Source organism: Streptomyces sp. NPDC050988, assembly GCF_044456225.1.
In the GTDB taxonomy this organism is placed as follows: Bacteria; Actinomycetota; Actinomycetes; order Streptomycetales; family Streptomycetaceae; genus Streptomyces.
Genome location: NZ_JBITFQ010000003.1, coordinates 192,149 through 217,588 on the forward strand (window position 1 = coordinate 192,149; position 25,440 = coordinate 217,588).

Here is a 25,440-nt window from a genome sequence, read left to right on the forward strand (position 1 = left end):
GCGATGCCGCCCGCGGACGAGAAGCAACGGCGGCCGCGCCGCGGTCCCGGGCCCTTCGCCCTGATCGTGGCGCCCAGTCTGCTGGCGCTGATCGGGGTGTCGGGATATCTGGCCCTGACCGGCGGACTCTCTCCCGACCAGTCCGAGGGGTCGGATCCGGCACAGACGTCCGTCGCCAACGTCGATGCCTCGTACGTCCCTTGGCTGCGGAAGGCGGCTGACGCCTGCACGGTCGTCACCCCCTCCCTGCTCGCCGCTCAGATCGATCAGCTCTCCGGGTGGAGCAACGACAGCGCCAGCCTGTCTCAGCAGGGGATCGCAGGCTTCACGGACGCCCAATGGCGGACCTGGGGCCGGGACGACAACGCCAACGGCCGTTCCTCGCCGCGTGATCCGGAGGACGCCATCATGGCCCTCGGCCGGCAGGACTGTTCTCTCGCCGAGAAGGTGACCGGCCTCAGGACCGAGGGAACGGTCAGCGGCAACCTCGTGGACCTCACGCTCGCCGCCTACACGGTCGGGACGGACACCGTGAAGCAGGCGGGCCGTGTTCCCGCCGACGCACGCGCATTCCTCGAAAAGGTCAAGGCACGGCTTCCGCGGTACGACGCGCTCGTCCGTCGAAACCCCGAGCAGAACGGCGGCCAGAACGCCACCGCCGTACTGACCCCTCCCGTCAGCACCCTCACGGTCACCTCGTCCTTCGGATCGCGTACGCATCCGCTGACCGGCGTCACCAAGCTCCACACGGGAGTGGACTTCGGCGCACCTCAAGGAGCACAGGTTTCCGCCGCGCGTGACGGCCGGATCGAGTTCGCGGGCACCACCTCGGCGTACGGGATCCGTGTGGTGATCGACCACGGAACGATCGGCGGCAAGCGGCTGCAGACGACCTACAGCCACCTGTCGGCCCTCCAGGTCACGACGGGCCAGACCGTGACAGCAGGGTCCCCGATCGGGCTCGTCGGCTCCACCGGCCTGTCCACCGGACCTCACCTGCACTTCGAGGTCCTCCTCGACGGCCAGTACATGGACCCGTTGCCCTGGCTGAGCACCGCCCGCTGACCGCTGCGGCTGCGGGGGCGGCTGCGGCGACTGTCCGCTGCAGCCGCCCCCAGGCCTACGAGGTTCAGCTGATGCGGTGCACCCGCTGGGTGGTCAGTTCGTAGCGGGCGCCGACGATGGCCAGCGCGCCCGAGTCGACCTTTGCTGCGAGGTCGGGCTCCGCCGCGAGGCGTGCCCGTATGAGCCGTACGTTGGCGTCGATCGTCGCGTCGATGCGCGCGTCGCCCTCCTTGGTGTAGTCGATGGCCGGGCTGATCTGGTCGGCCAGGTACTGGATGTGGGCGGGCAGTTCCTCGCCCGACTCGTCCGCCTGGACCGTGGCCTTCACGGCCCCGCACGACTGGTGGCCGAGCACCATGAGCAGCGGGATCCCCAGTTCGAGCACCCCGTACGCGAGGCTGCCGAGCACGGCCTCGTCGAGGACCTGGCCCGCGCTGCGTATGGTCATCAGGTCGCCGAGGCCCTGGTCGAAGACCAGCTCCGGAGGCACCCGGGAGTCGATGCAGCCGAGCACGAGCGCGAAGGGGTGCTGAGCGGTCGTCAGCGACTGCCGGACGGCGGGAGACTCGTCGGGGTGCCGCTCGCGGAACGTGCTCCAGCGGCGGTTGCCCGCCGCCAGCTCACGCAGGGCCTCCTCGGCCGTCGTGGGCCGCTTGCGCGCTGGGGCGGTGGGGGGTGCGGCGGCCGCGGGTGCGGCGCCGACGGCCAGGCCGGCGCCGAGGACCGCGGTCCCGGTGAGCGCGGCGCGGAGGAGGGAGCGCCGGGCGGGGGGTGTCGCGCCGGAGATCGGGGCGACTGAGGCCGACCGCGACTGGCGGACAGCTCTGTGGGGTGCTGATTCAGAGATCACGGACGGGAACGTACGTCCGAGCCAACACCCCTCCGTTCGGCTTGCCGAATCATGGACGAGCATGGATGAACCATGATCGAGTGTTGAACTGTTCTTGGGTACTCCGAGGCACTTCCTTGGCCATGGCTCGGGTGCCGGCCCTGGGCATGGTCAGCCCAGTTTCCTATATGATTTTGCGGGCGCGCGGACCTGCCGGAAAGCGTGGGCGCCGAACCCTCCAAGGTCGCCCTGCAGCCACCACCATCCGCGACTTAGCAGCGTAAACCTCCCCTTACGCCATCGGCCCGTGCCGCAAGTCTTGACGCGCCAGCGTTCCTGTCCCACGATCTCCGCATCGATTTCCTATCTGATTCTGCGGGGTGGGGCATGCGCTTCCCAACCAGATCTGTCCTGCCCGGAGTTGTCGCGGCCGTGGTGCTGGCCTCGGGGACAGCGGCCTGTACCTACAAGAACTCGGGCACCGAGTCCGGCGGTCAGGCCGCGCCGGCCGCACGGACGGGCGGCGGCGCCGAACTCGTGGATGGTTCCCGGACCAAGGTCGCCCTCGTGCCCGGCGGCGCCCACCCGTACTTCCAGCCCTGGAAGGCGGCGGTCACCACCGCGCGAAAGACCTACGGCCTCGGGGCCGTCACCTTCGACGAGACGGCGGAGTGGGACCAGCAGAAGCAGAACAACCTGCTGTCCACGCTGGCGGCACGCGGCTACAACTCCTTCGGGGTGTTCGGCGTCTCCCCCACCGACATCAACTCGACCTTCGCGGACCTCAAGTCGCAGGGCTTCCCCGTGGCGTCCCTGGGTTCCTGCCCCGCCGGTGACAAGGACGAGGCCGACTTCTGCCTCTCCACCGACGTCCAACTCGCAGCCTACAAAGCCACGAAGGCGGCGATCGAGGCCATGGGCGGCAGCGGCACTCTGGTTCACCTGACCGGCAACAACGTTGACGCCAATACGCAGTTGAGGATCAAAGGTGTCGGTCAGGCCGTGAAGGAGACGGGCGGCAAGGTGAAGCTCCTGCAGACCATCACCGACATCGACACGGATCTGCAGACTGCGCAGAAGGCGGTGTCCGACCTGATGGCGGCCAAGGGCGACAAGATCACGGGCATCGTCGCCACCGCCTACAACCCGGCGGTCGCCGCGGCGGACGCCGTCAGCACGTCCGGATCGAAGGCGAAGGTCATCGCCATCGACGACGACGCCAAGATCCTGAGTGGCATCAAGCAGGGCACGGTCACGGCCACCGTGGTGCAGAACCCGGTCGGTCAGGCCGAGATCGGAACGTGGGCCCTGGCGCTGCTGCAGACGAAGCAGTGCACGGTGCGCTCTCCCGGGGTGGAGGTGGACTCCGGTTCGTTCATCGTCGACAAGGCGAACGTCTCCGGCTACGACAAGGCGCGGCAGGCGAAGACCGCGCAGCTGAAGCAGCAGTTCGCCGACAAGGTCCTCTCCTGCGGCTGACCGCCGACCACCGCTGACGGCCAACCACCACTGACGGCCAACCACCGCTGACGGCTGGCCACCGCTGATGGCTGGCCACCGCTGACGGCCAACCACCCGACAGAAAACGGAATTGCTGAATGAGCAGCATCATCACGGCCGCGGCCGCCCGGCTGGCCGACATCGCCGTCGAGCAGGACCGTACCGACGCGGTGCAGTCCTTCGTCAAACAGGAGACGGTCCTGGTCGACCTGGAGACGGCGGAAGGCGTCGCGGGAACCGGCTACACCTACACGATCGGCACCGGCGGCACGTCCGTACTGGCCCTGCTGCGCGACCATCTGCTGCCCGCCCTCGTCGGACAGGACGCCCGCAACGTCGAGGCGCTGTGGCAGCGGCTGTTCGCCCTGATCCGGGCGACCACCACGGGAGCCATCACCTCACTCGCCCTCGCCGCCGTGGACACCGCCCTGTGGGACGTGCGGTGCAAGCGGGCGGGCGAGCCGCTGTGGCGGCTGGCCGGCGGACACCGCCGGGAGGTGCCGGTCTACGACACCGAGGGTGGCTGGCTACACCTGAGCGCCGAGGAGTTGGTGAAGGGCGCCCTGCGGGCCCAGGAGGCGGGGTGGGCGGGCGTCAAGATCAAGGTGGGCCGGCCGCATCCCGCCGAGGACGCGGAACGGCTGCGCGCGGTCCGCGAGGCCGTCGGCCCCTCGCTGCACATCATGACCGACGCCAACCAGTCCCAGACGGCGTCCTCCGTCCTCCGGCTGGCGGCGGCGCTGGAGCCGTACGACCCGTACTGGCTGGAGGAGCCGCTGCCCGCGGACGACATCAGCGGACACGCCCGTCTCGCGGGCGCGACCCGGATTCCCGTCGCCGTCGGGGAGTCCATGTACTCGCTCATGCAGTTCCGCAGCTATCTGGAGGCCGGCGCCACCTCCGTCGTGCAGGTCGACGCCGCCCGGATCGGTGGCATCACACCGTGGCTGAAGGTCGCGCACCTGGCGGAGAGTCACAACGTCATGGTCTGCCCGCACTTCCTGATGGAACTGCATGTCAGCCTCGCCGCCGCGGTGCCCAACGGCCAATACGTCGAGTACATACCGCAGTTGCGTGCCGTGACCCGGACCGAGCTGGCCATCCACGACGGCATGGCCGTGGCGCCGGACCTGCCGGGCATTGGCATCGACTGGGACCTGGACGCCCTCGACGACCGGAGGGTGGCATGACGACCTCCATCAGCCCGCCGGACACCGTCCCGGAGGAGAAGGCGGCAGGTCACCGCATGCCGTTCTGGGTCAACCAGCGGCTCGGCCTGCTGGTGCTGGTGGTCGCGCTCAGTGTCCTGTTCGGCGTACTGCGGCCGGCGTTCCTCGACCAGCGCCTGGTGCTCTTCCCGCTCCTGCGGGACGTCGCCACGCTGACCGTGGTGGCGCTCGCGCAGATGGTCGCCCTGTCGGTGGGGCACATGAATCTCGCGGTCGGGCGGATGGCGGCCTTCGGGGCCATGTTCGCGGGCCTCGGGTACGACCGGCTCGGTCTGCCGATGCCTGTCGGGCTGTTGCTGTGCCTGGCCGCCGGTGCCGCGATCGGCGCTGTCACCGGCTGGCTCATCGCCCGTACCGGAGTGAGTTCCTTCGTCGTCACACTGGCGATGGACTTCGCCCTGCTGGGTCTGGTGTCCCTGCTGTACTCGGCACTCACCGACGACGCGGCCTTCACCACCCGCCCGTCCGGAATCGACGAACTGCGGTCCTACTCGCTCGCCGACATCTGTGCGGGGCCCATCTGCGGCTCACCCGCCATACCGCAGATCGCACAGTTCACCGTGCTCGCCATGGTCGGCCTCGGTTTCCTGTACGGGTGCACACGCATTGGTAGGGAACTCCTGCTCACCGGCGCCAACCCGGCGGCAGCCGAGCTGTCCGGCATTCCCACCGGGCGCCGTGTCCTGCTCGCGCACACGCTCTCCGGGCTGCTCGCGGCGCTCGCCGGATTCATGGCCGCCGCCGGCACGGGAACCTTCCGAGCCTCCATCGGAAACGACTTCATGCTGCCGTCCTTCCTGGGTGCGGTGCTCGGGGGCACCCTGCTCACCGGCGGGGTGGTGTCCGTGCTGGGCACGCTGCTCGGGACCGCCCTGGTCGGCGTGATCCGCAAGGGCCTCGACCTGCTCGGCGTCGGCCTGGAAAGCCTGAACATCTACCTCGGCTGTGTCCTCATGCTGGCCCTGTCGGCCGACCGGATACGCACCGTGGTGTCCTATCGCAAGGTGGTGCGCTCGACATGAACCGCTTGAACGCGTTGCGCGGTCAAGGGAGTTGGGGCGGCGCGTCGCTGCGCCGGTTCTCCCGTTCCACGACGGCGATGCTGCTGTGCGTGGTCGTGGCGGGATACGTGGCTCTGGGTGTGGCCTCGTCGGGCGCCTTCTTCGAAGGCCCCTCGGTGCGCGTCTTCCTCCAGTACCTGGCCACCCCCATCCTCATCGGCCTGGCCCAGATGGTGGCGCTGTGCGTGGGGCAGCTCAATCTCGCCGTCGGTGCCCTGGGCGGCTTCACCGCCTGCCTGACGGGCGTCCTCATGGCCGACCACGGCGTGCCCGCCGCGGTCGCCGTGATCGTGGGCCTGCTGACCGCGACGGCCGTCGGCCTGGTGACCGGCCTCGTCATCGTGGCCACCCAGATCAACGGGTTCATCGTCACCCTCGCCACGATGACGATCCTGCTGGGAGCGCAGTACCGGCTCACCGGCACACGTACCGTCGACGGCTACTCCCCCACGCTGCGCGACCTCGGCACGGCGGCACCGCTGAACATCCCCCTCGTCTTCGTCACCGCGCTCGTCGCGGCGGCCCTGCTGGCCGCCTTCATGTACCGCACGGTCGCGGGCCGGCGGCTCCTCGCCGCGGGCGGCAACCCCCTGGCCGCCAGGCTCTCCGGTATCTCCACCGACCGGCAGATCGTCACCGCGCACACGCTGTCCGGGCTGCTGATCGGCGTCGCCGCCGTGACCGCCACGGCCTCGCTGCCGGGCGTCAACCGCAGCGTCGGCGGCGACTGGCTGCTGCCGAGCTTCGCCGCGCCCATCATCGGGGGCGTGGCACTCACCGGCGGTTCCATCGCCGTGTTCGGGACCGTCCTCGCGGCCTTCGTGACTCGGCTGATCGATGCCGCGCGAGCACAGTTCTCGCTGGACCCGAGCTGGGTGAACCTCCTCATCGGCCTGGTCGTCCTGGGTACGGTCGCCGGTGGCCGCCTGCACCAGACTCGGCTGGGGAAGTCCGGTGGCACGGCAGCCCCACCGGCGGAGGGCGGCAAGCAGCCACCCGCCGTCCTGCCGCAACCGGGAGGTGCCCGGTGAGTACGGTCCTTCTCGAATGCCACGACCTGGTCAAGGTCTTCCCCGGTGTGCGGGCGCTGGACGGCGTCGGGCTGCGGCTGACCGCAGGCACCGTGCACGCGCTCCTCGGTGAGAACGGCGCGGGCAAGTCCACCCTGATCAAGGTCCTCACCGGGGTGCACTCCCCCGACGGCGGCCGGCTCACATGGTGCGGCGAACCGGTGCACCTGCGCTCGCCGTTGGAGGCGACCCGTACCGGCATCGGTGTCGTCCACCAGGAACGCAACCTGATCCCGGGCTTCTCGGTGGCCGAGAACATCACCCTGCAGAAGCCTCCCTCGAACCGCGGGCTGGTCGACCGCGAGGCCATGACCGCACCGGCCCTGGCGTGTCTCGCGGAACTCGGTGTCGACCTCGATCCGCATCAGCCCGTACGTGAACTGTCCGTCGCCCAGCAGCAGTTGGTGGAGACGGCCAAGGCCCTCTACACCGAGAGCCGGGTCCTGCTCCTCGACGAACCCACCGCGTCCCTCTCCCCGCAGGAGACGGAGCGGCTGTTCGAGGTGATCCGGCGGCTGGCCGCCCGCGGCGCCTGTGTCGTCTTTGTCAGCCACAAGCTGGAGGAGGTCTTCGCGGTCTGCGACACCGTCACCGTGCTGCGCGACGGGAAGTCGGTGCTGGAGTCCGCGCCGCTGGCCGACCACACCCACGACGACATCGTCGGCCTCATGGTGGGCCGAGCCCACGCGGCGACCGAGATGCGCCCGCGCACGGTCGACCGTTCCGCCACCCCAACTCTCGTACTGGACGCGGTCTCCACGGCAGGCGGGCACCGTGACATCAGCCTGGAGGTCCGGCCCGGGGAGATCGTGGGCCTGTACGGACTGGTCGGCGCCGGACGCAGCGAACTGGTCAAGGCGGTGCTCGGCCTGGACCGCATCACCGGCGGCGAGGTCAGGGTGCACGGCAGACCGGCCCGGATCACCTCGCCGCGCCAGGCCCTGCACGAGTTCGGCATCGGCTATGTCACCGAGAACCGCAAGGAGGAGGGCGTCTTCCTGGAGCAGCCCATCGTCCGCAACATCACGGTGACGGTGTGGAGGAGACTGGCCAAGGCACTCGGGTTCGTCTCGGCACGCGAGGAGCGTGACGTGGCGCAGGACCTCGTCGAGCGGCTCGGCATCCGCGTCGCGGGGCTCGGGCAGAACGCCGGTGAACTCTCCGGCGGGAACCAGCAGAAGGTCAGCCTCGCCAAATGGCTCGCCGCCGACACCCGGCTGCTCGTCATCGACGAGCCGACCGTGGGCGTCGACGTCCGCACCAAGCACGCCTTCCACGAACTGATCTGGGACCTGGCCCGCGACGGCCTGCCCATCCTGCTGATCAGCAGCGACCTCGCGGAGATGGTCACCCTCGCCGACCGGATCGTCGTCATGACGGACCACCGGGTCCGTGGCGAGGTCGACAACGACCGCGACTACGACCGTATGAGCGGCCGGGTCATCCGCCTGATCCACGACCGTGCGGACCTCACCGCCGATACGGCCGACGCGAAGGCGGTGAGCGGGTGAAACGCGTGGCACAGGCCATCGCCGTACGGCCGGAAAAACTCGACGAATACCGGGAGTTGCACCGCAACGTGCCACCGGCGGTGCTGGACCGGATCCGGCGCAGCCACATCTCCAACTACTCGATCCATCTGCTGGGCGACCGGCTGTTCGGCTACTTCGAATATCACGGCGACGATCTCGAGGCGGACCTGGCCCTGATGGCCGAGGACGAAGCCACGCAGCAGTGGTGGAGACTCACCGGCCCCTGCCAGATGCCGGTGGCGGAAGCGGCCCCCGGGGAGTGGTGGGCGACGGCAGAACAGGTGTTCCTCATGGAGTGACGGAGTCGGGCGGCGGCGCGTCTACCGGATCTACCAGGTCTACTGGATCTACCGGATCTACCGGATCTACCGGATCGAGGACGCGGGAGCGGGCCCGTCGCCTTCGTCGCGCTGACGTTCCATGCTGCGATTGAGGTGCTCCGTCATCGCCTCGGCAGCCCGCTCGGGATTGCGGCGCAGCACCGCGCGTACGATCCGCTCGTGCTCCGCGACGGTCGGGCCCCCCGCGCCGACGACGTTGCTGAGCCGGAAGATGTGCAGGTGTGCGTGGAGCCGCTCCACCGCGTCCGCCAGCAGCGGCCGGTGCGCGGCCTGTCCGATCGCCTCGTGGAAGCGCTGGTCGAGGGCGGCGAAGTCGCGGTAGGACGCGTACCGTCCGTTCGGGCTCGGCTGGACCTGCATCTCCTCGACGATCCGCTCCAGGCCGTCGAGCTGCGCCTCGGTGGCGTTCGCGGCGGCCAGAGCGGCAGCCCTGGGTTCCAGCAGCAGGCGCATCTCGAAGAGTTCCTCAAGACCCTGACGGGTCAGCAACTCTGTGGCCCGATAGCCGGAGAGCGCCCGCTTCACCACCAGACCGTCGGACTCCAGCCGGGCCAGCGCCTCCCGGACAGGGGTCGGCGAGACCTTGAGCGCTCGCGCCAGCGACTCGATGCCCACGCGGGCGCCGGGGGCGATCTCGTGGTCCATGACCATCGCCTTGATGCGTTCGTAGACGCTGTCCGACAGGGCCTGCCGGACGCGCGGCACGCTCCGCTCGTCGCCCTCGTCCGGAACACCGGCCGCGGAAGGACTGTGCGGCGGCATCCCGGCTCCTCCTCAAGACTCGGCGTAACCCTCACAGTTTAAGCCGGTGGCGACGGAACACACCGGGCGTGGCTCAGGAAGCGCTGTCGCGCACATCCAGGTGGGACCAGAGATCCTCGGCCGGCGGATCCCCCGCGGCCTCCTCCGCGGCCGCCGCGGCGGCGGCCTCCGCCTCGGCACGCTTCGAGAACGCCACGGCCCGGCGGGCCTTGGCGATGACCTCGGCCTGCTCCGCGCCGAACCTCGCGGAATCGAGCCGGGCGTTGAAAGCGGTCAGCACCTCGGGGTTCATCACCTCGAGCGCGGCGCGCAACTCGGCGAGCGTCTGGGGGCCCTCGGCGAATTCAAGCCGGTAGGGATCTTCGAACTGGTACGGATCCGAATCGGCCTGCGGGCTCGGCTCGTGCGGTAGCGCGGACATGTGCGTGACCTCCGGTCTTGATGGATCCCACGGTACGCGGTCGATGTGCCCCGCCGTGCAGGGGTACGAACGATCAGTAGCCCCCTGGCGGCCTGTTGACGCCGAGGAGCGGCGCGACAACGGAACGTGACATCGACAGGGAATCTGGCCCCGGAAGCGCCTCGTCGCGCCGGAGGTGGCGAAGAACACGTCCGGGCGAAATGCGCGGCCCGCCCGCCGGGGCACCGCTTCGACTCAGCCCGACTGACGCGTCATCAGACTCCCGCCAAATCCCTTGTGACACAACCCTGTTGGGTCCACCGCCAGGAGGGTGAGACCTCGGAGAAAGATCGATTATGTCCGTGATCGGGGGGCGATGTCGTATTCCATACCGGGCGCCGTATTCGGTATCCCCACTGGCGTTCACCGAGCGCGGGCACATACTCAGTCATGCGCTGCTGCTTCTCCGCTCCCCTCGCGGCCATGTCGGCCCTGCCCTCGCCCTGTGAAGTCCTACGTTCCGGTGCTCTGCTCGCCCCCACACTGCTGCGGGCCGCCGCCGGGGCCCTCCACGGGTCCGGGCGCAGAAGCCACACCCATCACCCCGACGCCCTGGCCGCCGTCCACCTGGAACTGGTCACCCTGACCGAGGACCGCGCCATCATCACCTGGTACACCGGGGTGCCCGGCACCAACGACGGGCTGGGCCACATGCTGCCCGCCGTCACGGAGGGTGAGGTCGTCTACGGCACCCACCCCTCCCGGCTGGACCGCAGCGCGGCGGAGGACCGGCCCACGGCGCACCACCATGTCGAGCTCACGGACCTGGAGCCGGGGCAGACGTACTACTACCAGGCACGCTCGCGGGGCACCGCGGCCACGCCCACACCGCTGCACCTCATCCGCGGCAACGCCGTCGGCACCAACCGCTACGGGCTGGGTTCGAGCGGGGGCCCGTACTCCTTCACCACGCCGCAGCCCCCGCCGGGGCGGCATCTGATGTCGATCGCGCTGTGCAACGACTTCCACATCGGGGAGACCACCGCCGGTCTGATGGCCGGCCTGCCCCTGCTGCGCGGTGTGGCGCAGGAGCCGGGGCTCGCACCGTATCCGGAGATCATGAGCCGGGCCCTGGTCGAGGAGGCCCGGCGGCGCGGGGCGGATCTGCTGCTGGCCGCGGGGGACATCTCGGCCGGCGGCGCGCCGCGGGACCTGGCGGAGGCCAAGCGGATCCTGGACGGCTTCGGCAGCCACGGACAGGACTACTTCGCCGTACGCGGAAACCACGACAGGCCCCGTCACCGCGACGCCGGAGACGCCTTCCGCGAAGAGTTCCTCGGCGGCGCGGGGCCCGCGTACTTCACCCACGACCTCGGCGGATTGCGGATCATCGGGCTCGACACGTACGAGAAGGACGGCAACGGCGCCGACGCCGGCGGGCTCGGTGACGAGCAACTGTCCTGGTTCCGGGCCCGGTTGAAGGAGCGCGGCGACCAGCCCACCGTCGTGTTCGGCCACCATCCGCTGACCGTGCGGGACTCTCTCTTCCCCGTGAGCGGCGGGCAGCGCCTCGGCCGCCGCCAGGCCCGCTCCATCCTCGACGCCTACGCCTCCGCTCCCGGAGTCTTCCTCCACCACGCGGGCCACACCCACCGCAACAAGCGCACCCTCCTGCCGCAGGCGCCGCACGTCACGCTGCAGGAGGTCAGTGCCGCCAAGGACTACCCCGGCGGCTTCTGCATGCTTCGGATCCACTCGGGCGGCTATGCCCTCAACCACTACAAGACCAGCAGCGCCCAGGCCCGTGAATGGGGTGAGCGCAGCCGCCGGGTGGCCGGGGGGCTGTGGCCGCACCACGCCCTGGGCCGCGCGGTCGCCGACCGCAACAGCGTGACCGCCCACGATCTGTCCGGCGTCAGCCCTCGCGGCGTTCCGGCCGCGGCGTCGGCGGGCGCCCGTCCCGGCGTGGGCACCGCCGCTTCATGACCGCCGCTTCATGACCGTCCCCGCATGACCGCCGCCTCACGCGGGTTCCGGAAAACCGGCCGGGCCCGATGAAACCGGCGCGGGAAAGATCAGCCGCAGTCTCTGAACCCTTCTGTTCTCGCGGAACATGAGCCAGGCGAGGGTCGGCGGGCAGATGTGGCCGACGCCGTGGTGATCGACGTCGTGCGTGACGTCCATTTCCCAGATGGTGATGTCGCGGCTGGCCACCACATGACGCAGGCTCTGGCGCACCCCGAACTCCAAGGTCTGCCGCATGACGGGGACGGGATGGGTGCGTTCTCCCGGCCGGCTGAGCGGGCCGACCAGTTCGGAGTCCGCCGGCCACAACTCGGAGATCTCCTGGGGGAGTTGGCCGCGCTCGGATGCCTCCAGGGTCTCCACGCCCTCGTGTCGGCTGTCCTCGGTGAGCGCGGCGGCGTCGTCGTGCGTCTGGTTGGCGGTCGACAGCAGCACCTGGGCCATCTTCCCCCTGGCCTGGTTGAGCCGGCTGCGTACCGTGCCGACCGGTACCTCGCAGACATCGGCGATCTCCTGGTAGGAGGTGATGCCGCTGAAGTGCCGCAGCATCAGCACCAGCCTGAGCTTCGGAGGCAGTTCGTCCACCGCGTCCCAGATCCAGTCCCGCATCGCGTGCTGCTCGATGAGCTGCTCCGGGTGCGAGGTCTCCTGGTCGCGAAGCCGCAGGTGGTCGAGCCCGTCCAGGCCGGGCGTCTCCCGGGTGTCGCGCAGGCGGGTGCGGGAGGCGTTGCGCACGATCGCGCGCAGCCACGCTCCCACGGCCGCCGGATCCCGTACGTCGCCGATGCGCCGCAGGGCGGTGAGCGAGGCGTCCTGCACCGCGTCCTCCGCGTCGGGGCCGTAGCCGAGCAGGCTCAGCGCCACCGCGCGCATCGGCGCCTGGTGGCGGGCCAGCAGCAGGCCGAGGGCTCCGGCCTCACCGGCCTGGGCCCTGCGTGTGAGTTCCTCATCCGTGGGCGGGTTGAGGGGCAACATGAACTGAACGCCTCCGTGCGGACGAATCACGATCCGTGTGGTGCTTGGGAGATGGGGTCCCAGTTTTCCCACTCGGCGGTGTCCGTGGGGTGGAACTCGGGCAAAAACTCGGGGAGACCTTGCCTTCGCACTACAGCCCCCGGGGCCGCTGGTCGGACTCCGGCAGCCAGCTTCCGTGGAAGCCGGCCGGGACGGGGTACGGCAGTTCCACCACGGCCTGGACGGAGAGGTCCGTGGCGTCGAGGACGACCAGCTCCCCGGCCCGGCCGTCGTCGTCCGAGACGAGCGACAGGAGCCAGCCCTCGTCCTCGCCCGCGCCGTCCGCCGCCGGTACGAAGACGGCCTCCCCTGCGTAGCGGCTGCCGGGCGTCTCATGGGCGTGGCTGGTGCGGCGCGTGAGGTCGTGCTTGGCGATGCCGCCGCCGGAGACGGTGTACAGGTAGCGGTTCGGGCGGCCGGTGAGGGTCTCGTTGTGCGTGGGGAACTCGGCCGCGCGGTCGTCCAGCTGGGACTCGCTGACCCGGCCGGTGGCCGGGTCCAGTGTCCAGCGGTGCAGGACGGCGAGGGACTGGGAACGGCCCGGCTCCATCGCACCGGCCAGGCCGTTCGGGCCTGCGGGTCCGCCGATGTCCGTCCAGGCGTTCCGGAAGCCGGCGTGGTCGTAGCGCACCGCGTCCAGCACGATGCGCCCCCGCTGGTCCTCGTAGGCGTTGCCGACGTGGAAGACGTAGCAGGGGTCGACGTCGTACCACCTCACGTCGGTGCTGCCCGGTGTGCGGGACATGACTCCGAGCCGTGCGCCGTACCCCTCGTCCCACTGGTAGGGCATGCCGCCGCGCCCGGCGAAGGCGGGGTCGAAGACGACGGGCAGGTCCATCCACAGGACGTGGTGCTCGGTGATGGCGAAGTCGTGCATCATCGTCGGGCCCGGCACGTCGATCCGCCTGCTGTCGAGCAGCCGCCCCTCCGCGGTGACCCGGTGGTAGGTGAGGTACGGCGGGGCGCACCCGGTCCCGAACAGGTGCAGTTCGCCGGTGACCGGGTCCTCCTTGGGGTGGGCGGTCATCGAGGTGGTCAGCCGCCCGCCGAAGTCGTACGGTCCGACGGTCTCCAGGGAGGGCGAGACCCAGTAGGGAAGGCCCACCTCGCACAGAGCCAGCACGGTGTCGGCGTGCCGGATCACGTGGGTGTTGGCGGGCGTCACGGTGAGGTCGACGGTGGCGTTCCCGCGGATGAACGGGTGTCCCTCCAGCTTCCGTGTGCGTATCCACCGGTTGCGGTACCACTCGGCGCGGCCGCCCCGCAGCCGGATGCCGTGGAGCATGCCGTGACCGGTGAACCAGTGGCCCGTGTCCTGGCCGGGCAGCGGGTTGGGGCCGTTGCGCAGATAGCGGCCGTCCAGGTCGGCCGGCAAGGAGCCCCGCACGGTGAGATCGGCCGCGCAGTGTTCCTCGGGGACCGGGGCGAAGCGGCCCCCGAGATACAGGGGAAGAGCTTTCTGGTCGGTCATCGCGCTCTCCTCGTGCCCTGGGTGCGGTGAGTTCTTCGGCCGTGCGAGGCTGCCGGAGCCTTGCGGAGGGGACCGCCTGTCAGGGAGCGGCCGTGGCCGGCACCTGGGCCAGCAGTCGCGCCTGGGCCCGGGCGGGGTAGACCTTCGTGAAGACGGCGGGTCCGACGAGGCCCGCGACATGGGCGGAGATACCGACCCAGGCCGGGGCGTCGACCGCGCCGCAGCCGGCCAGGCTGACGGCGATGAACGTGAAACCGGCGCCCCAGGCCGCGGTGATGTGGTTGTTGACCCGGATGAACTCCGGCATGTCCCAGTACTCGCGGGGTGTCTGGCGCCTGGCGATGCCCAGTGTGAAGGGGCGCCCGATCGCCAGGCTGCCCCAGGCGGTGGCGGCCAGCCATGCGAAGGAGATGACGTCGGTGTGGTCCGCCAGGACCGAGTCCGGGTCGGTGACGGCGACGGCGCCGACCACCACGAAGTACACGATGGCGCTGATCTCCAGGACCAGGGCGTCGAGATCGACACCGCGGCGGCGGTCCTGCAGCAGGAGCAGCAGCCCCGTGACGAGTCCTCCTATCGCACCCCAGCGCCAGTCGAAGGACGACACGACGCCTGAGACGATCCAGGGGATGAATCCACGCAGATAACCCATTGAGCGTTCCTTGGTGAACAGAAGTGGACGGCCGCGGAGGAGTGGTGTTCCGCGGTCGATCGCTGGCCGGACGCCGACTAGATGCACGGCGGACGCCGAAGTTCGAACTTCGGCGTGTGGCGCTCGTCACAGGTGTTCAAGGGGGCGCTGGGTGAAGGGAGTTGGCCCTGGCCGAGAGGGGTGACCCCGGCCGGGCCGGAGCTAGGAGGTCGCGGTCGCTAGGAGGTCGCGGTCGCCGGGAGGTCGGGGCGGGTCGGGTGGGCGCCGGGCGCGGCCGGGAGGGTGAGGGCCATGGTGAGGCCGCCGCCGGGGGTGTCCTCGGCGGTGAGGGTGCCGTGCATCGCCTCGGCGATGCCCCGGGCGACCGCGAGGCCGAGGCCCACGCCGGAGCCTCGCGGGGCGTCGCCGTACCGCTGGAAGGGTTCGAAGATGCGGTCCTTGGCCGCGTCCGGGACGCCCGGGCCGCGGTCCACCACCCGGACCTCGACGCGATCGGCCATGGCACTCGCCGACACCAGGACCCGTTCCCCGGCGGGGCTGTACTGCACCGCGTTCTCGACGAGGTTGGCGACCGACCGCTCCAGCAGGCCGGGGTCGACGGCGACCATCGGCAGCGTCTCGGGGATGTCCAGTTCCACGCTGTCCTCGGGGACTCCGCCGAGCGCCATCGGGACCACCTCGTCGAGGTCGATCTCGCGGATCAGCGGCGTGACCGTGCCGGTCTGGAGCCTGGACATGTCGAGCAGGTTGCCCACGAGGTTGTCGAGGCGGTCCGCGCCCTCCTCGATGCCTTCGAGCAGCTCCGCCTGATCCTCCTCGGACCAGGCCACGTCCTCCGAACGGAGCGAGGAGACCGCGGCCTTGATCCCGGCGAGTGGGGTGCGCAAATCATGGCTGACGGCGGCGAGGAGGGCGGTGCGGATGCGGTTGCCCTCGGCCAGCGCACGTGACTGGTCGGCCTGGGACTGCAGCCGCTGACGGTCCAGGACGACCGCGGCCTGCGCGGCGAACGCGGCGAGCACCCGCCGGTCCTCCGCCGGCAGCACCCGCCCCGACAGCGCGAGGGCCATGTGGTCGCCGACCGGCATGTCGACGTCCGCGTTCTCGGGGCTCTGACAGGGCCGCGGGCCCACGCTGCCCGCGCAGGTCCACGGATCGACGTCGCTGACCCGCTCCAGCAGGGCGACCGACTCCATGCCGAAGGTCTCCCTGACCCGCTCCAGCAGCGCCTCCAGGCTGGTCTCGCCGCGCAGCACACTGCCCGCCAGGACCGAGAGGATCTCCGACTCGGCCCGCAGCCGGGCCGCCTGGTGCGTACGCCGGGCCGCGAGGTCCACCACGGAGGCGACCGAGACGGCGACACCCACGAAGATGGCGATGGCGACGATGTTCTTGGGGTCGGCGATCGTCAGGGTGTGCACGGGCGGGGTGAAGAACCAGTTCAGCAGCAGCGAGCCCACCACGGCCGAGGCCAGCGCCGGGTAGAGGCCGCCGAGCAGGGCCGAGGCCACCGTCAGCGTCAGGAACAGCAGCATGTCGTTGGCCAGGCCGACCGACGGCGTGACACTCGTCAGCAGCAGCGTCAGGAGGGCGGGGCCGCCCACACCGACGAGCCAGCCCCAGATGACCCGGGACCGGCCGAGCCGTGCGCTCCGGGCGACGGGCAGGCCACGCCCCTTGCCCGCCTCGGCGTGGGTGATCAGATGGACGTCGAGGTCCGGCCCCGACTCCCGGGCCACCGTGGCTCCGACGCCCGGGCCGAAGACGTACTGCCAGCCCTTGCGGCGGGAGACCCCGAGAACTATCTGGGTGGCGTTAACCCCACGCGCGAAGTCCAGGAGCGCCGTCGGCACGTCCTCCCCGATGACGTGGTGGAAGGTGCCGCCCAGGTCCTCCACGAGGGTGCGCTGGACGGCGAGTTCCTTCGGGGAGGCGGAGGTCAGGCCGTCGCTGCGGGCGATGTAGACGGCCAGCACCTCGCCGCCCGCGCCCTTCTCCGCGAGCCGGGCGGCGCGGCGGATGAGCGTACGGCCCTCGGGCCCGCCGGTCAGGCCGACGACGATCCGCTCGCGGGAGCCCCAGATCTTCGAGACCCGGTGCTCGCTGCGGTACTCGGTCAGGTACTCGTCCACCCGGTCCGCCACCCACAGCAGCGCCAGCTCGCGCAGGGCGGTCAGGTTGCCGGGGCGGAAGTAGTTGGACAGTGCCGCGTCGACCTTGTCCGGCTTGTAGATGTTGCCGTGCGCCATCCGGCGGCGCAGCGCCTGCGGGGACATGTCGACCAACTCGATCTGGTCGGCCCGCCGCACGACCTCGTCCGGCACGGTCTCCTGCTGTCGTACGCCGGTGATGGACTCGACGACATCGCCCAGCGACTCCAGGTGCTGGATGTTGACGGTCGTGATCACGTCGATGCCGGCCGCGAGGAGTTCCTCGACGTCCTGCCAGCGCTTGGTGTTGCGCGAGCCGGGGATGTTGGTGTGAGGCAGCTCGTCGACGAGTGCCACCTCCGGGTGCCGGGCGAGCACCGCGTCCACGTCCATCTCGGTGAAGACTGTGCCCCGGTACTCCAGTTCCCTGCGGGGTGTCTCCTCCAGACCGTGCAGCATCACTTCCGTACGCGGCCGGTTGTGGTGCTCCACGAAGGCGACCACACAGTCGGTGCCCCGCTCGACACGGCGGTGCGCCTCGGAGAGCATCGCGTACGTCTTGCCGACGCCCGGCGCCGCACCGAGGTAGATCCGAAGCTTGCCGCGTGCCATCTTCTCGTCTCTTCGTCTCTTCGGGCGGGGTGCCGGGGGGTGTTGAGGAGGGATGGTGCGCGAAGGGCGCGTGTCCGGAGCGCCGCTTCAGCCTTCGAAGCGGTAGCCCATGCCCGGTTTCCACCTTCTCGTTGGAGGCCCGGCGCGCGGACAGCACTAGGATCGGTACACGGGTCCAGCCGCGCAGGGCCCTGATGACGTCCACCCCGTCCATGTCCGGCAGGCCCAGGTCGAGGACGACCACGTCGGGCCGGCGCGCGGCGGTGAGGCGGAGCGCGGTGGCCCCGTCGGGTGCCGGGTCCACTCCGTACTTGCGGGCCTGGAGCGGACGAGCTGAGGGTCGTCCTCCACCACCAGTACCCGGGTCATCGGTGTACGCCTTTCCTGTCACGCGGAGGGCCGAGGTCGTACGGAACGAGCTTTATGACTGCGGGAGTTGACGAGACGGATGCTGCCCCGGCCGCCAACTCCCGCATGGTGCGCGTAAGGCCATCAGCCCTTCGCCACGAGTTCCTTGAGCGCGATGTTGAGTTGGAGGACGTTGACCGTGGGCTCTCCGATGAAGCCGAGCGTCCGGCCGTCGGTGTGGTCGTCGACCAGCTTCTGGACCTGGGCGACGGGCAGTCCGTTCTTCTCCGCGACCCGGTGGACCTGGATGTCCGCGTACGCCGGGGAGATGTCCGGGTCCAGGCCCGAGCCGGAGGAGGTGACCGCGTCGGGCGGCACGCTCTTGACCGTGTAGCCGTTCACGGAGTTGTCCTTGATGACGGCGTCCTTGGCGGCGACGACCCACTGGCAGAGGGTGGCTTCCTCAGCCTTCGCCGGGTCCTTCGGGCACGCTCCGTCGACCGCGCCGTTGTCACCGGAGCGGTTGGTGGCGCCGGACAGGATCAGCTTGTACTGGGTGTTGACGCTGTTGGTGCCCAGGCCGTTCTGCGGACGGCCCTGGAACCACTTCAGGTCCGGCTCCGGGGTCTCCTGGCCCTTCTTCAACGGCAGGTTGTACGCCTGGCCGATGAGCGAGGAGCCGACGACCTTGCCGTTCGACGTGATCTCCGAGCCGTTCGCCTTGTCGTTGAAGAGGCCCTGGGCGACGCCAGTGATGGCCAGCGGGTAGACGATGCCCGTCACCACCGTCAGGACGAGAAGCGCGCGCAGGCCGGCCCAGAGCAACCGAGCAGTGTTCGATACCGAGTTGTTCATTGCCGATCAACCGATTCCGGGGATGAGGGAGATGATCAGGTCGATGATCTTGATGCCGATGAAGGGCGCGATCAGTCCGCCCAGGCCGTAGATCCCGAGGTTGCGCCGCAGCAGCTTGTCCGCGCTCACCGGCCGGTACTGCACACCGCGCAACGCGAGCGGTACCAGCGCGATGATGATCAGCGCGTTGAAGATGACCGCGGACAGGATCGCGGAGTCGGGCGAGGACAGCTGCATGATGTTCAGCTTGTCCAGGCCCGGGTAGACCGCCGCGAACAGCGCGGGGATGATCGCGAAGTACTTCGCGACGTCGTTGGCGATGGAGAACGTCGTCAACGCGCCCCGGGTGATGAGGAGTTGCTTGCCGATCTCGACGATCTCGATGAGCTTGGTCGGGTTGGAGTCGAGGTCGACCATGTTGCCGGCCTCCTTCGCCGCCGACGTACCCGTGTTCATCGCCACGCCGACGTCCGCCTGGGCCAGCGCGGGCGCGTCGTTCGTGCCGTCGCCGGTCATCGCGACGAGCTTGCCGCCCGCCTGCTCCCGCTTGATGAGCGCCATCTTGTCCTCGGGAGTGGCCTCGGCGAGGAAGTCGTCGACGCCGGCCTCGTCCGCGATCGCCTTGGCGGTCAGCGGGTTGTCGCCCGTGATCATGACGGTCTTGATGCCCATGCGGCGCAGTTCGTCGAAGCGTTCGCGCATACCGTCCTTGACGACGTCCTTGAGGTGGATGACGCCCAACACCCGGGCGCCTTCGCTGTCCTCGATCGCCACGAGCAGCGGCGTGCCGCCCGCCTCGGAGATCCGGTTGGCCAGGGTGTCGGCGTCCTCGGACACCTCGCCGCCCTGCTCCCGGACCCAGGCCATGACCGAACCGGCCGCGCCCTTGCGGATCCTGCGCCCGTCGACGTCCACGCCCGACATCCGGGTCTGGGCGGTGAAGGCGATCCACTCGGCGCCGGACAGCTCGCCCTGGCTCCGCTCGCGCAGCCCGTACTTCTCCTTCGCCAGGACGACGACGGAGCGGCCCTCGGGCGTCTCGTCGGCCAGCGAGGAGAGTTGGGCGGCGTCGGCCAGGACGGCGTCGGTGGTGCCGCTCACCGGTACGAACTCGGCGGCCTGCCGGTTGCCGAGCGTGATGGTGCCGGTCTTGTCGAGCAGCAGGGTCGACACGTCGCCCGCCGCCTCAACTGCCCTGCCGGACATGGCCAGTACGTTGCGCTGGACCAGCCGGTCCATGCCCGCGATGCCGATCGCGGAGAGCAGCGCGCCGATCGTGGTCGGGATCAGACAGACAAGGAGGGCCACCAGCACGACCATGGTGAGGTGCGTGCCCGCGTAGTCCGCGAACGGCGGCAGTGTGGCGACGGCCAGCAGGAAGACGATCGTCAGCGAGGCGAGCAGGATGTTCAGCGCGATCTCGTTGGGCGTCTTCTGCCGGGCCGCGCCCTCTACCAGGGCGATCATGCGGTCGATGAAGGTCTCGCCCGGCTTCGTCGTGATCTTGACGACGATGCGGTCGGACAGCACCTTCGTACCGCCGGTGACCGCGGACCGGTCGCCGCCGGACTCGCGGATGACCGGGGCCGACTCACCTGTGATGGCCGACTCGTCCACGGACGCGACGCCCTCGACGACGTCACCGTCGCCGGGGATGATGTCGCCCGCCTCGCAGACGACCAGGTCGCCGACGCGCAGTTCGGTGCCCGGCACCTGCTCCTCGGAGCCGCCGTCCTTGGAAAGACGGCGCGCGACGGTGTCTGTCTTGGCCTTGCGCAGGGTGTCCGCCTGCGCCTTGCCGCGGCCCTCGGCCACCGCCTCCGCCAGGTTGGCGAAGATCGCGGTGAGCCAGAGCCAGGCGCTGATCGCCCAGCCGAACCAGTCGCCCGGGTCCTTGAAGGAGAACACGGTCGTCAGGACCGAGCCCACCAACACCACGAACATCACGGGGGACTTGATCATCACCCGTGGGTCGAGCTTGCGGCAGGCGTCCGGCAGCGACTTCAGCAGCTGCTTCGGGTCGAACAGACCCGCGCCGACGCGCCCTTCGTCCTTGTGACCGGTCGGCACATCGCTGTGCGGCGCCCGGGTGGGAGTAGTCGTGGACACGGTGTCCTCTTGCTTCTCTATGCGGGTGGTCATGACGCCAGCCCCTCGGCCAGCGGCCCCAGCGCGAGCGCCGGGAAGTAGGTCAGACCGGTGATGATGAGAATCGCGCCCACCAACAGCCCGGTGAACAGCGGCTTTTCGGTGCGCAGCGTGCCCGCGGTCGCGGGCACCGGCTTCTGCTCGGCGAGCGATCCGGCCAGCGCGAGGACGAACACCATCGGCAGGAAGCGGCCGAGCAGCATCGCCAGACCCAGCGTGCTGTTGAACCACTGCGTGTCCGCATTCAGACCCGCGAAGGCCGAACCGTTGTTGTTCGAGGCCGAGGTGTAGGCGTACAGGATCTCGGAGAAGCCGTGCGCGCCGCTGTTCGTCATCGAGTTGCCCGGGGTCGGCAGGGCCATCGCCGCGGCGGTGAAGACGAGGACCAGCGCCGGGGTGATGAGGATGTAGCAGGCGGCGAACTTGATCTCGCGGGTGCCGATCTTCTTGCCCAGGTACTCGGGCGTACGGCCCACCATCAGACCTGCGATGAACACCGCGATGATCGCCATGATCAGCATGCCGTAGAGGCCGGAGCCGGTACCGCCGGGTGCGATCTCGCCCAGCTGCATGCCGAGCATGGTGATACCGCCGCCGAGGCCGGTGAACGAGGAGTGGAACGAGTCCACCGCGCCGGTCGAGGTCAGTGTCGTCGCCACCGCGAAGATCGACGAGGCGCCGACACCGAACCGGGTCTCCTTGCCCTCCATCGCGCCGCCCGCGACATCGAACGCCGGGCCGTGGTGGGCGAACTCGGTCCACATCATCAGGGCCGTGAAGCCGATCCAGATGGTGACCATCGTGGCGAGGATCGCGTAGCCCTGCCTGAGTGAGCCGACCATCCGGCCGAAGGTCCGCGTGAGCGCGAACGGGATCAGCAGGATCAGGAAGATCTCGAAGAGGTTGGAGAACGCGTTGGGGTTCTCGAAGGGGTGGGCGGAGTTGGCGTTGAAGTAGCCGCCGCCGTTGGTACCCAGCTCCTTGATGGCCTCCTGGGAGGCGACCGCGCCGCCGTTCCACTGCTGCGAACCGCCGGTGAACTGTCCGACCTCGTGGATGCCGGCGAAGTTCTGGATCGCGCCGCACGCCACGAGCACGATCGCGGCGATCACCGAGATCGGCAGCAGGATGCGGATGGTGCCGCGCACCAGGTCGGACCAGAAGTTGCCCAGCTCACCGGTGCGGGAGCGCGCGAAGCCTCGTACGAGTGCCACGGCGACGGCGATACCGACCGAGGCGGACAGGAAGTTCTGCACCGCCAGGCCGCCGGTCTGTACGACGTGGCCCATGGCCTGCTCGCCGTAGTACGACTGCCAGTTGGTGTTGGAGACGAACGACGCCGCGGTGTTGAACGCCTGGTCCGGGTCGATCGAGGAGAAGCCGAGCGAGCCGGGCAGGCTGCCCTGGAAGCGCTGCAGCAGGTACAGGAACAGCACGCTCACCGCGGAGAATGCGAGGACGCCGCGCAGGTAGGCGGGCCAACGCATCTCCGTGTTCGGGTTGGCGCCGATGCCCTTGTAGATCCACTTCTCGACGCGCAGATGCTTGTCCGAGGAGTAGACCTTGGTCATGTAGTCGCCGAGGGGACGATAGGCGAGAGCCAGTGCCGCCATGAGAGCGACCATCTGGAGCACGCCGGCGAGTACGGGACTCATATCGCTGCTCAGAACCTCTCCGGGAAGATCAGGGCGAGGACGAGATAGCCCAGCAGGGCGACGGCCACGATCAGGCCGACGATGTTCTCGGCGGTCACAGCTTCGTCACCCCCTTGGCGACGAGAGCCACCAGCGCGAACACCGCGATCGTGGTGACGACGAAGGCCACGTCGGCCATCGCAAGCTCCTAGATGAGGTTCGAATCGAACGGACGATTAGAGGAAAGCGCCTCTCTGGCCGGATTCGAGCGCCGTTGACGGCTCCCATACGCAGGTTCGTACGGCTTTGACGGAACCCATACGGCCGGCTGATCCAGCTGCGTGGACCAATCCCCCCGGGCGCCTGAACACCGCCGGGGCGAGCCCTCCGGGAGGAGTGCTTCCGACGCGCGGGATCAGGGGCGGAACCGCAGCCGGCAGATCACCGCGTCCGTCAGCACGGACAGGCCGATCAGCATCACCCCGAGCGCCACCTCCGCGCGCTGTGCCCGCTTCACGCGCGGGACGCGGAAGGACCGCGCGGCGTTGGCGATCGCCTCCACACCGGTGAGTGCCACCGAAGGAGTAGCCGTGTTCGGTCGGAAGCAGAGCCTGCGGACGTCGCACCACCTGCAACTCGAAGCCGGGTAGCCTCTCTTCACGTCAAGCGGAAGCTCGTGGACCACCGGCTCGTGACCCTTCGTGGCGGTGAGTGGGGCGGAGTGCCGACCGAGGGGAGACAGCAGGATGACGAAGCCGTCGGCAGGCGACTTCGATGCCACCTCCGGTGGGGTTGGCGACAGAATCGGCCGGTACCGGCTGCTCAGAACCCTCGGCACGGGTGGCATGGGCCGGGTCTGTCTGGCGCGTTCGGAGGGTGGGCGCACGGTCGCGGTCAAGCTCATCAAGCCAGAGCTGGCCGCCGAACCCGAGTTCCGTGAGCGCTTCCGGCTGGAGGTGGCGGCGGCGCGCAGGGTGAGCGACCGCTGGACGGCGCCGGTCCTCGACGCGGACACCGAGGCCGAGACACCGTGGGTGGCCACCGGCTACATCGCGGGCCCCTCGCTCGAACACATCGTCTCGCCCCACGGACACGGCCCGCTCCCCGCCCCTTCCGTACGCACCCTCGCCCACGGACTCGCCTGCGCCCTGCTCGACATCCACGGCGCGGGCCTGGTCCACCGGGACCTCAAGCCCTCCAACGTCCTGATCACCATCGACGGCCCACGGGTCATCGACTTCGGCATCGCGCGGGCGCTGGACGCGGTACCCGGCTCGACCCCGACCAGCTCGGGCGTGCTGGTCGGCTCGCCCCGCTTCATGTCGCCCGAGCAGCTCAAGGACGAGCCGGTGGGCCCGGCCGCCGACGTCTTCTGCATGGGTACGGTCCTGGCGTACGCGGCGACCGGGCAGACGCCGTTCGGCGGTGGCGGCTCCGGCGGCGTCCACGCCGTGATGTTCCGTATCGCGCAGGAGGAGCCGGACCTGACGGGGATCGAGGAGCCGGTACGGGGACTGATCGCCGACTGCCTCGCCAAGGATCCGGCGGCCAGGCCGACTCCGGAGGAGGTGGTCGCGCGGATGCGACCGGTGACGACCGGCGCCTCGTCGCCGCCGTGGCTGCCTGCCCAGATCATCGCCGAACTGGGGCGCAGCGCCGTCCAGTTGCTCGACACGGACACTCCGCCGCACGCGAGCGCCATGGCAGCGCCCGCACCGGCCGCCTTCGTGTCGTCGCCCGCACCGGCCGCGCCCGAGCCATCGTCCGTGACTTCGTCCACCGCCTCGCTCGTGACCTGGGAGGAACCTCCGGCGTCGGAGCAGTCGGAACGGTCGGAGTGGGGAACCCAGGTCGTGCCGAAGCCGGACCATGGGCGTACGGAGTCAACTCCTTCGCCGCGCCCTCGCCCGACGAGCAGGGGCCGACGGGCCGCGCTCGCGCTGGCGGCCGCCGCCGTGGTGGCAGGAGGCGCGTATGCCGCGTGGGCCGCCGATCTCCCACTGCCCAACGGGGGCTCGGAATCCGGCTCCGGTGACAACGGCGGCGTGACGTCCGACGTACCCGAGGCGTTCGTGGGCATCTGGGCGGGCGAGGTCGAGCGGGACGGGAGGCCCACCGATCAGTACCGCCGGTTCGTCGTCTCGTCGGGGCAGGTGGGCGAGGTCGTCGCCACCAGCATCAGCCTCGGCAAGGAGTACGAGTGCAAGAGCGACGGCAAACTCGCCGCCAAGCCGTCCGGCGGCGGTGTGTCGTTGCGGCTGGACACCAAGGTCGTCAACAGCGTCCCGTCGGGCTCCTGTTCGGCCCTCGGCGAGCATGTCCTCTCCCGGTCCGGCGGTGACTCCCTCCGCTGGGAAGCGGCGGGGCGCACCGCCGAACTGCACAGGATCAAAGGGCCGGAGAGGCTGCCCGAAGAACTGCTCGGCACCTGGCAGCGGCCCCTCGCCAACGGCGGCACGCAGCGCATGACCATCGACCGGTCGCCGGTGGGCAGCCCGGCCGCCACGCTGGTCTCGGACGGCGGCGGCGAGCACTGCGAGGCCGACATGAACCTGGTCTCCGTGGGGGACGCGGACGGTCCGGCACGCTTCGCACCACCGGCGATCGACCAGGCCGCCTCCTCCGGCCTCTGCGTCCGCGGCGGCTCCTCCACCCTGCGCACCGAGGGCGACACACTCGTACGCGAACTGGCCGACGGGCGACGGCTCACGTATACGCGGGTCTGAGGGGCCGCCGGGCCGC

At 70.0% G+C, this 25,440-nt stretch carries 21 protein-coding genes and 1 pseudogene; 9 read left to right on the forward strand and 13 right to left on the reverse strand.

Going from position 1 to position 25,440, the window contains the following annotated elements; translation table 11 throughout:
• Positions 1-3: 3 nt before the first annotated feature.
• The gene (locus ACIBEI_RS09065) at positions 4-1,065 is read left to right on the forward strand and encodes a M23 family metallopeptidase (protein ID WP_398887363.1); all 1,062 of its coding nucleotides are present in this window, start codon (positions 4-6) and stop codon (positions 1,063-1,065) included.
• A gap of 64 nt (positions 1,066-1,129) precedes the next feature.
• Here ACIBEI_RS09065 and ACIBEI_RS09070 read toward each other — a convergent pair whose 3' ends face one another.
• The gene (locus ACIBEI_RS09070) at positions 1,130-1,915 is read right to left on the reverse strand and encodes a carbonic anhydrase (RefSeq protein WP_398886667.1); all 786 of its coding nucleotides are present in this window, start codon (positions 1,913-1,915) and stop codon (positions 1,130-1,132) included.
• A 366-nt stretch (positions 1,916-2,281) separates the two neighbouring features.
• Between ACIBEI_RS09070 and ACIBEI_RS09075 the strand changes: the two genes are divergently transcribed.
• The 6 genes from ACIBEI_RS09075 to ACIBEI_RS09100 all read left to right on the forward strand — a co-directional run bounded on the left by ACIBEI_RS09075 (position 2,282) and on the right by ACIBEI_RS09100 (position 8,585).
• Positions 2,282-3,373: a sugar ABC transporter substrate-binding protein gene (locus ACIBEI_RS09075; protein ID WP_398886669.1), complete on the forward strand. Its 1,092-nt coding sequence runs from the start codon at positions 2,282-2,284 to the stop codon at positions 3,371-3,373.
• Between the two features lie 119 nt (positions 3,374-3,492).
• On the forward strand, positions 3,493-4,584 hold the full coding sequence (locus ACIBEI_RS09080; protein ID WP_398886671.1) for a mandelate racemase/muconate lactonizing enzyme family protein: 1,092 nt from the start codon (positions 3,493-3,495) through the stop codon (positions 4,582-4,584).
• Positions 4,581-5,645, forward strand: a complete 1,065-nt coding sequence (locus tag ACIBEI_RS09085) for an ABC transporter permease (RefSeq protein WP_398886673.1) — start codon at positions 4,581-4,583, stop codon at positions 5,643-5,645. The genes ACIBEI_RS09080 and ACIBEI_RS09085 overlap by 4 nt, the downstream gene beginning before the upstream one ends.
• The gene (locus ACIBEI_RS09090; protein ID WP_398886676.1) at positions 5,642-6,715 is read left to right on the forward strand and encodes an ABC transporter permease; all 1,074 of its coding nucleotides are present in this window, start codon (positions 5,642-5,644) and stop codon (positions 6,713-6,715) included. The genes ACIBEI_RS09085 and ACIBEI_RS09090 overlap by 4 nt, the downstream gene beginning before the upstream one ends.
• The gene (locus ACIBEI_RS09095) at positions 6,712-8,265 is read left to right on the forward strand and encodes a sugar ABC transporter ATP-binding protein (RefSeq protein WP_398886678.1); all 1,554 of its coding nucleotides are present in this window, start codon (positions 6,712-6,714) and stop codon (positions 8,263-8,265) included. The genes ACIBEI_RS09090 and ACIBEI_RS09095 overlap by 4 nt, the downstream gene beginning before the upstream one ends.
• Before the next feature lie 5 nt (positions 8,266-8,270).
• Complete coding sequence (locus tag ACIBEI_RS09100) at positions 8,271-8,585, forward strand: L-rhamnose mutarotase (RefSeq protein ID WP_398886680.1); 315 nt, start codon at positions 8,271-8,273, stop codon at positions 8,583-8,585.
• A 66-nt stretch (positions 8,586-8,651) separates the two neighbouring features.
• On the opposite strand, the gene ACIBEI_RS09105 is transcribed toward ACIBEI_RS09100, so the two are convergent.
• Together ACIBEI_RS09105 and ACIBEI_RS09110 are read right to left on the reverse strand one after the other, a co-directional pair.
• On the reverse strand, positions 8,652-9,389 hold the full coding sequence (locus ACIBEI_RS09105) for a GntR family transcriptional regulator (RefSeq protein WP_398886681.1): 738 nt from the start codon (positions 9,387-9,389) through the stop codon (positions 8,652-8,654).
• A 73-nt stretch (positions 9,390-9,462) separates the two neighbouring features.
• On the reverse strand, positions 9,463-9,810 hold the full coding sequence (locus ACIBEI_RS09110; protein WP_398886683.1) for a hypothetical protein: 348 nt from the start codon (positions 9,808-9,810) through the stop codon (positions 9,463-9,465).
• Positions 9,811-10,239: 429 nt separating this feature from the next.
• On the opposite strand from ACIBEI_RS09110, the gene ACIBEI_RS09115 reads away from it, so the two are divergent.
• On the forward strand, positions 10,240-11,775 hold the full coding sequence (locus ACIBEI_RS09115) for a metallophosphoesterase (RefSeq protein ID WP_398886685.1): 1,536 nt from the start codon (positions 10,240-10,242) through the stop codon (positions 11,773-11,775).
• Positions 11,776-11,811: 36 nt separating this feature from the next.
• On the opposite strand, the gene ACIBEI_RS09120 is transcribed toward ACIBEI_RS09115, so the two are convergent.
• The 10 genes and pseudogenes from ACIBEI_RS09120 to ACIBEI_RS09165 form a co-directional block, all read right to left on the reverse strand.
• Positions 11,812-12,789, reverse strand: a complete 978-nt coding sequence (locus ACIBEI_RS09120; RefSeq protein WP_398886687.1) for an RNA polymerase sigma factor — start codon at positions 12,787-12,789, stop codon at positions 11,812-11,814.
• Between the two features lie 130 nt (positions 12,790-12,919).
• Positions 12,920-14,299 (reverse strand): carotenoid oxygenase family protein, encoded by a 1,380-nt coding sequence (locus ACIBEI_RS09125; RefSeq protein ID WP_398886689.1) that lies wholly within the window; start codon positions 14,297-14,299, stop codon positions 12,920-12,922.
• A gap of 79 nt (positions 14,300-14,378) precedes the next feature.
• On the reverse strand, positions 14,379-14,951 hold the full coding sequence (locus ACIBEI_RS09130) for a hypothetical protein (protein ID WP_398886691.1): 573 nt from the start codon (positions 14,949-14,951) through the stop codon (positions 14,379-14,381).
• 218 nt (positions 14,952-15,169) lie between these two features.
• Positions 15,170-17,713: a DUF4118 domain-containing protein gene (locus ACIBEI_RS09135; protein ID WP_398886693.1), complete on the reverse strand. Its 2,544-nt coding sequence runs from the start codon at positions 17,711-17,713 to the stop codon at positions 15,170-15,172.
• A gap of 118 nt (positions 17,714-17,831) precedes the next feature.
• A pseudogene (locus tag ACIBEI_RS09140) lies at positions 17,832-18,082 on the reverse strand (response regulator); the annotation flags it as partial.
• A gap of 123 nt (positions 18,083-18,205) precedes the next feature.
• A complete protein-coding gene (locus ACIBEI_RS09145; protein ID WP_398886695.1) occupies positions 18,206-18,916 on the reverse strand; it encodes a potassium-transporting ATPase subunit C in 711 nt (236 codons plus the stop codon).
• Between the two features lie 6 nt (positions 18,917-18,922).
• On the reverse strand, positions 18,923-21,058 hold the full coding sequence (gene kdpB, locus ACIBEI_RS09150; RefSeq protein ID WP_398886697.1) for a potassium-transporting ATPase subunit KdpB: 2,136 nt from the start codon (positions 21,056-21,058) through the stop codon (positions 18,923-18,925).
• Positions 21,055-22,719, reverse strand: coding sequence for a potassium-transporting ATPase subunit KdpA (gene kdpA / locus ACIBEI_RS09155; protein ID WP_398886700.1), 1,665 nt, complete (start codon positions 22,717-22,719; stop codon positions 21,055-21,057). The genes kdpB and kdpA overlap by 4 nt, the downstream gene beginning before the upstream one ends.
• Positions 22,720-22,727: 8 nt before the next feature.
• Positions 22,728-22,817: a K(+)-transporting ATPase subunit F gene (gene kdpF / locus ACIBEI_RS09160; protein ID WP_037659531.1), complete on the reverse strand. Its 90-nt coding sequence runs from the start codon at positions 22,815-22,817 to the stop codon at positions 22,728-22,730.
• A 296-nt stretch (positions 22,818-23,113) separates the two neighbouring features.
• Positions 23,114-23,275 (reverse strand): hypothetical protein, encoded by a 162-nt coding sequence (locus ACIBEI_RS09165; protein WP_398887416.1) that lies wholly within the window; start codon positions 23,273-23,275, stop codon positions 23,114-23,116.
• A 169-nt stretch (positions 23,276-23,444) separates the two neighbouring features.
• Here ACIBEI_RS09165 and ACIBEI_RS09170 point away from each other — a divergent pair, with 169 nt between their 5' ends.
• Entirely contained in the window at positions 23,445-25,424 is a 1,980-nt protein-coding gene (locus ACIBEI_RS09170; RefSeq protein WP_398886702.1) for a serine/threonine-protein kinase, read from the forward strand.
• Positions 25,425-25,440: the final 16 nt, after the last annotated feature.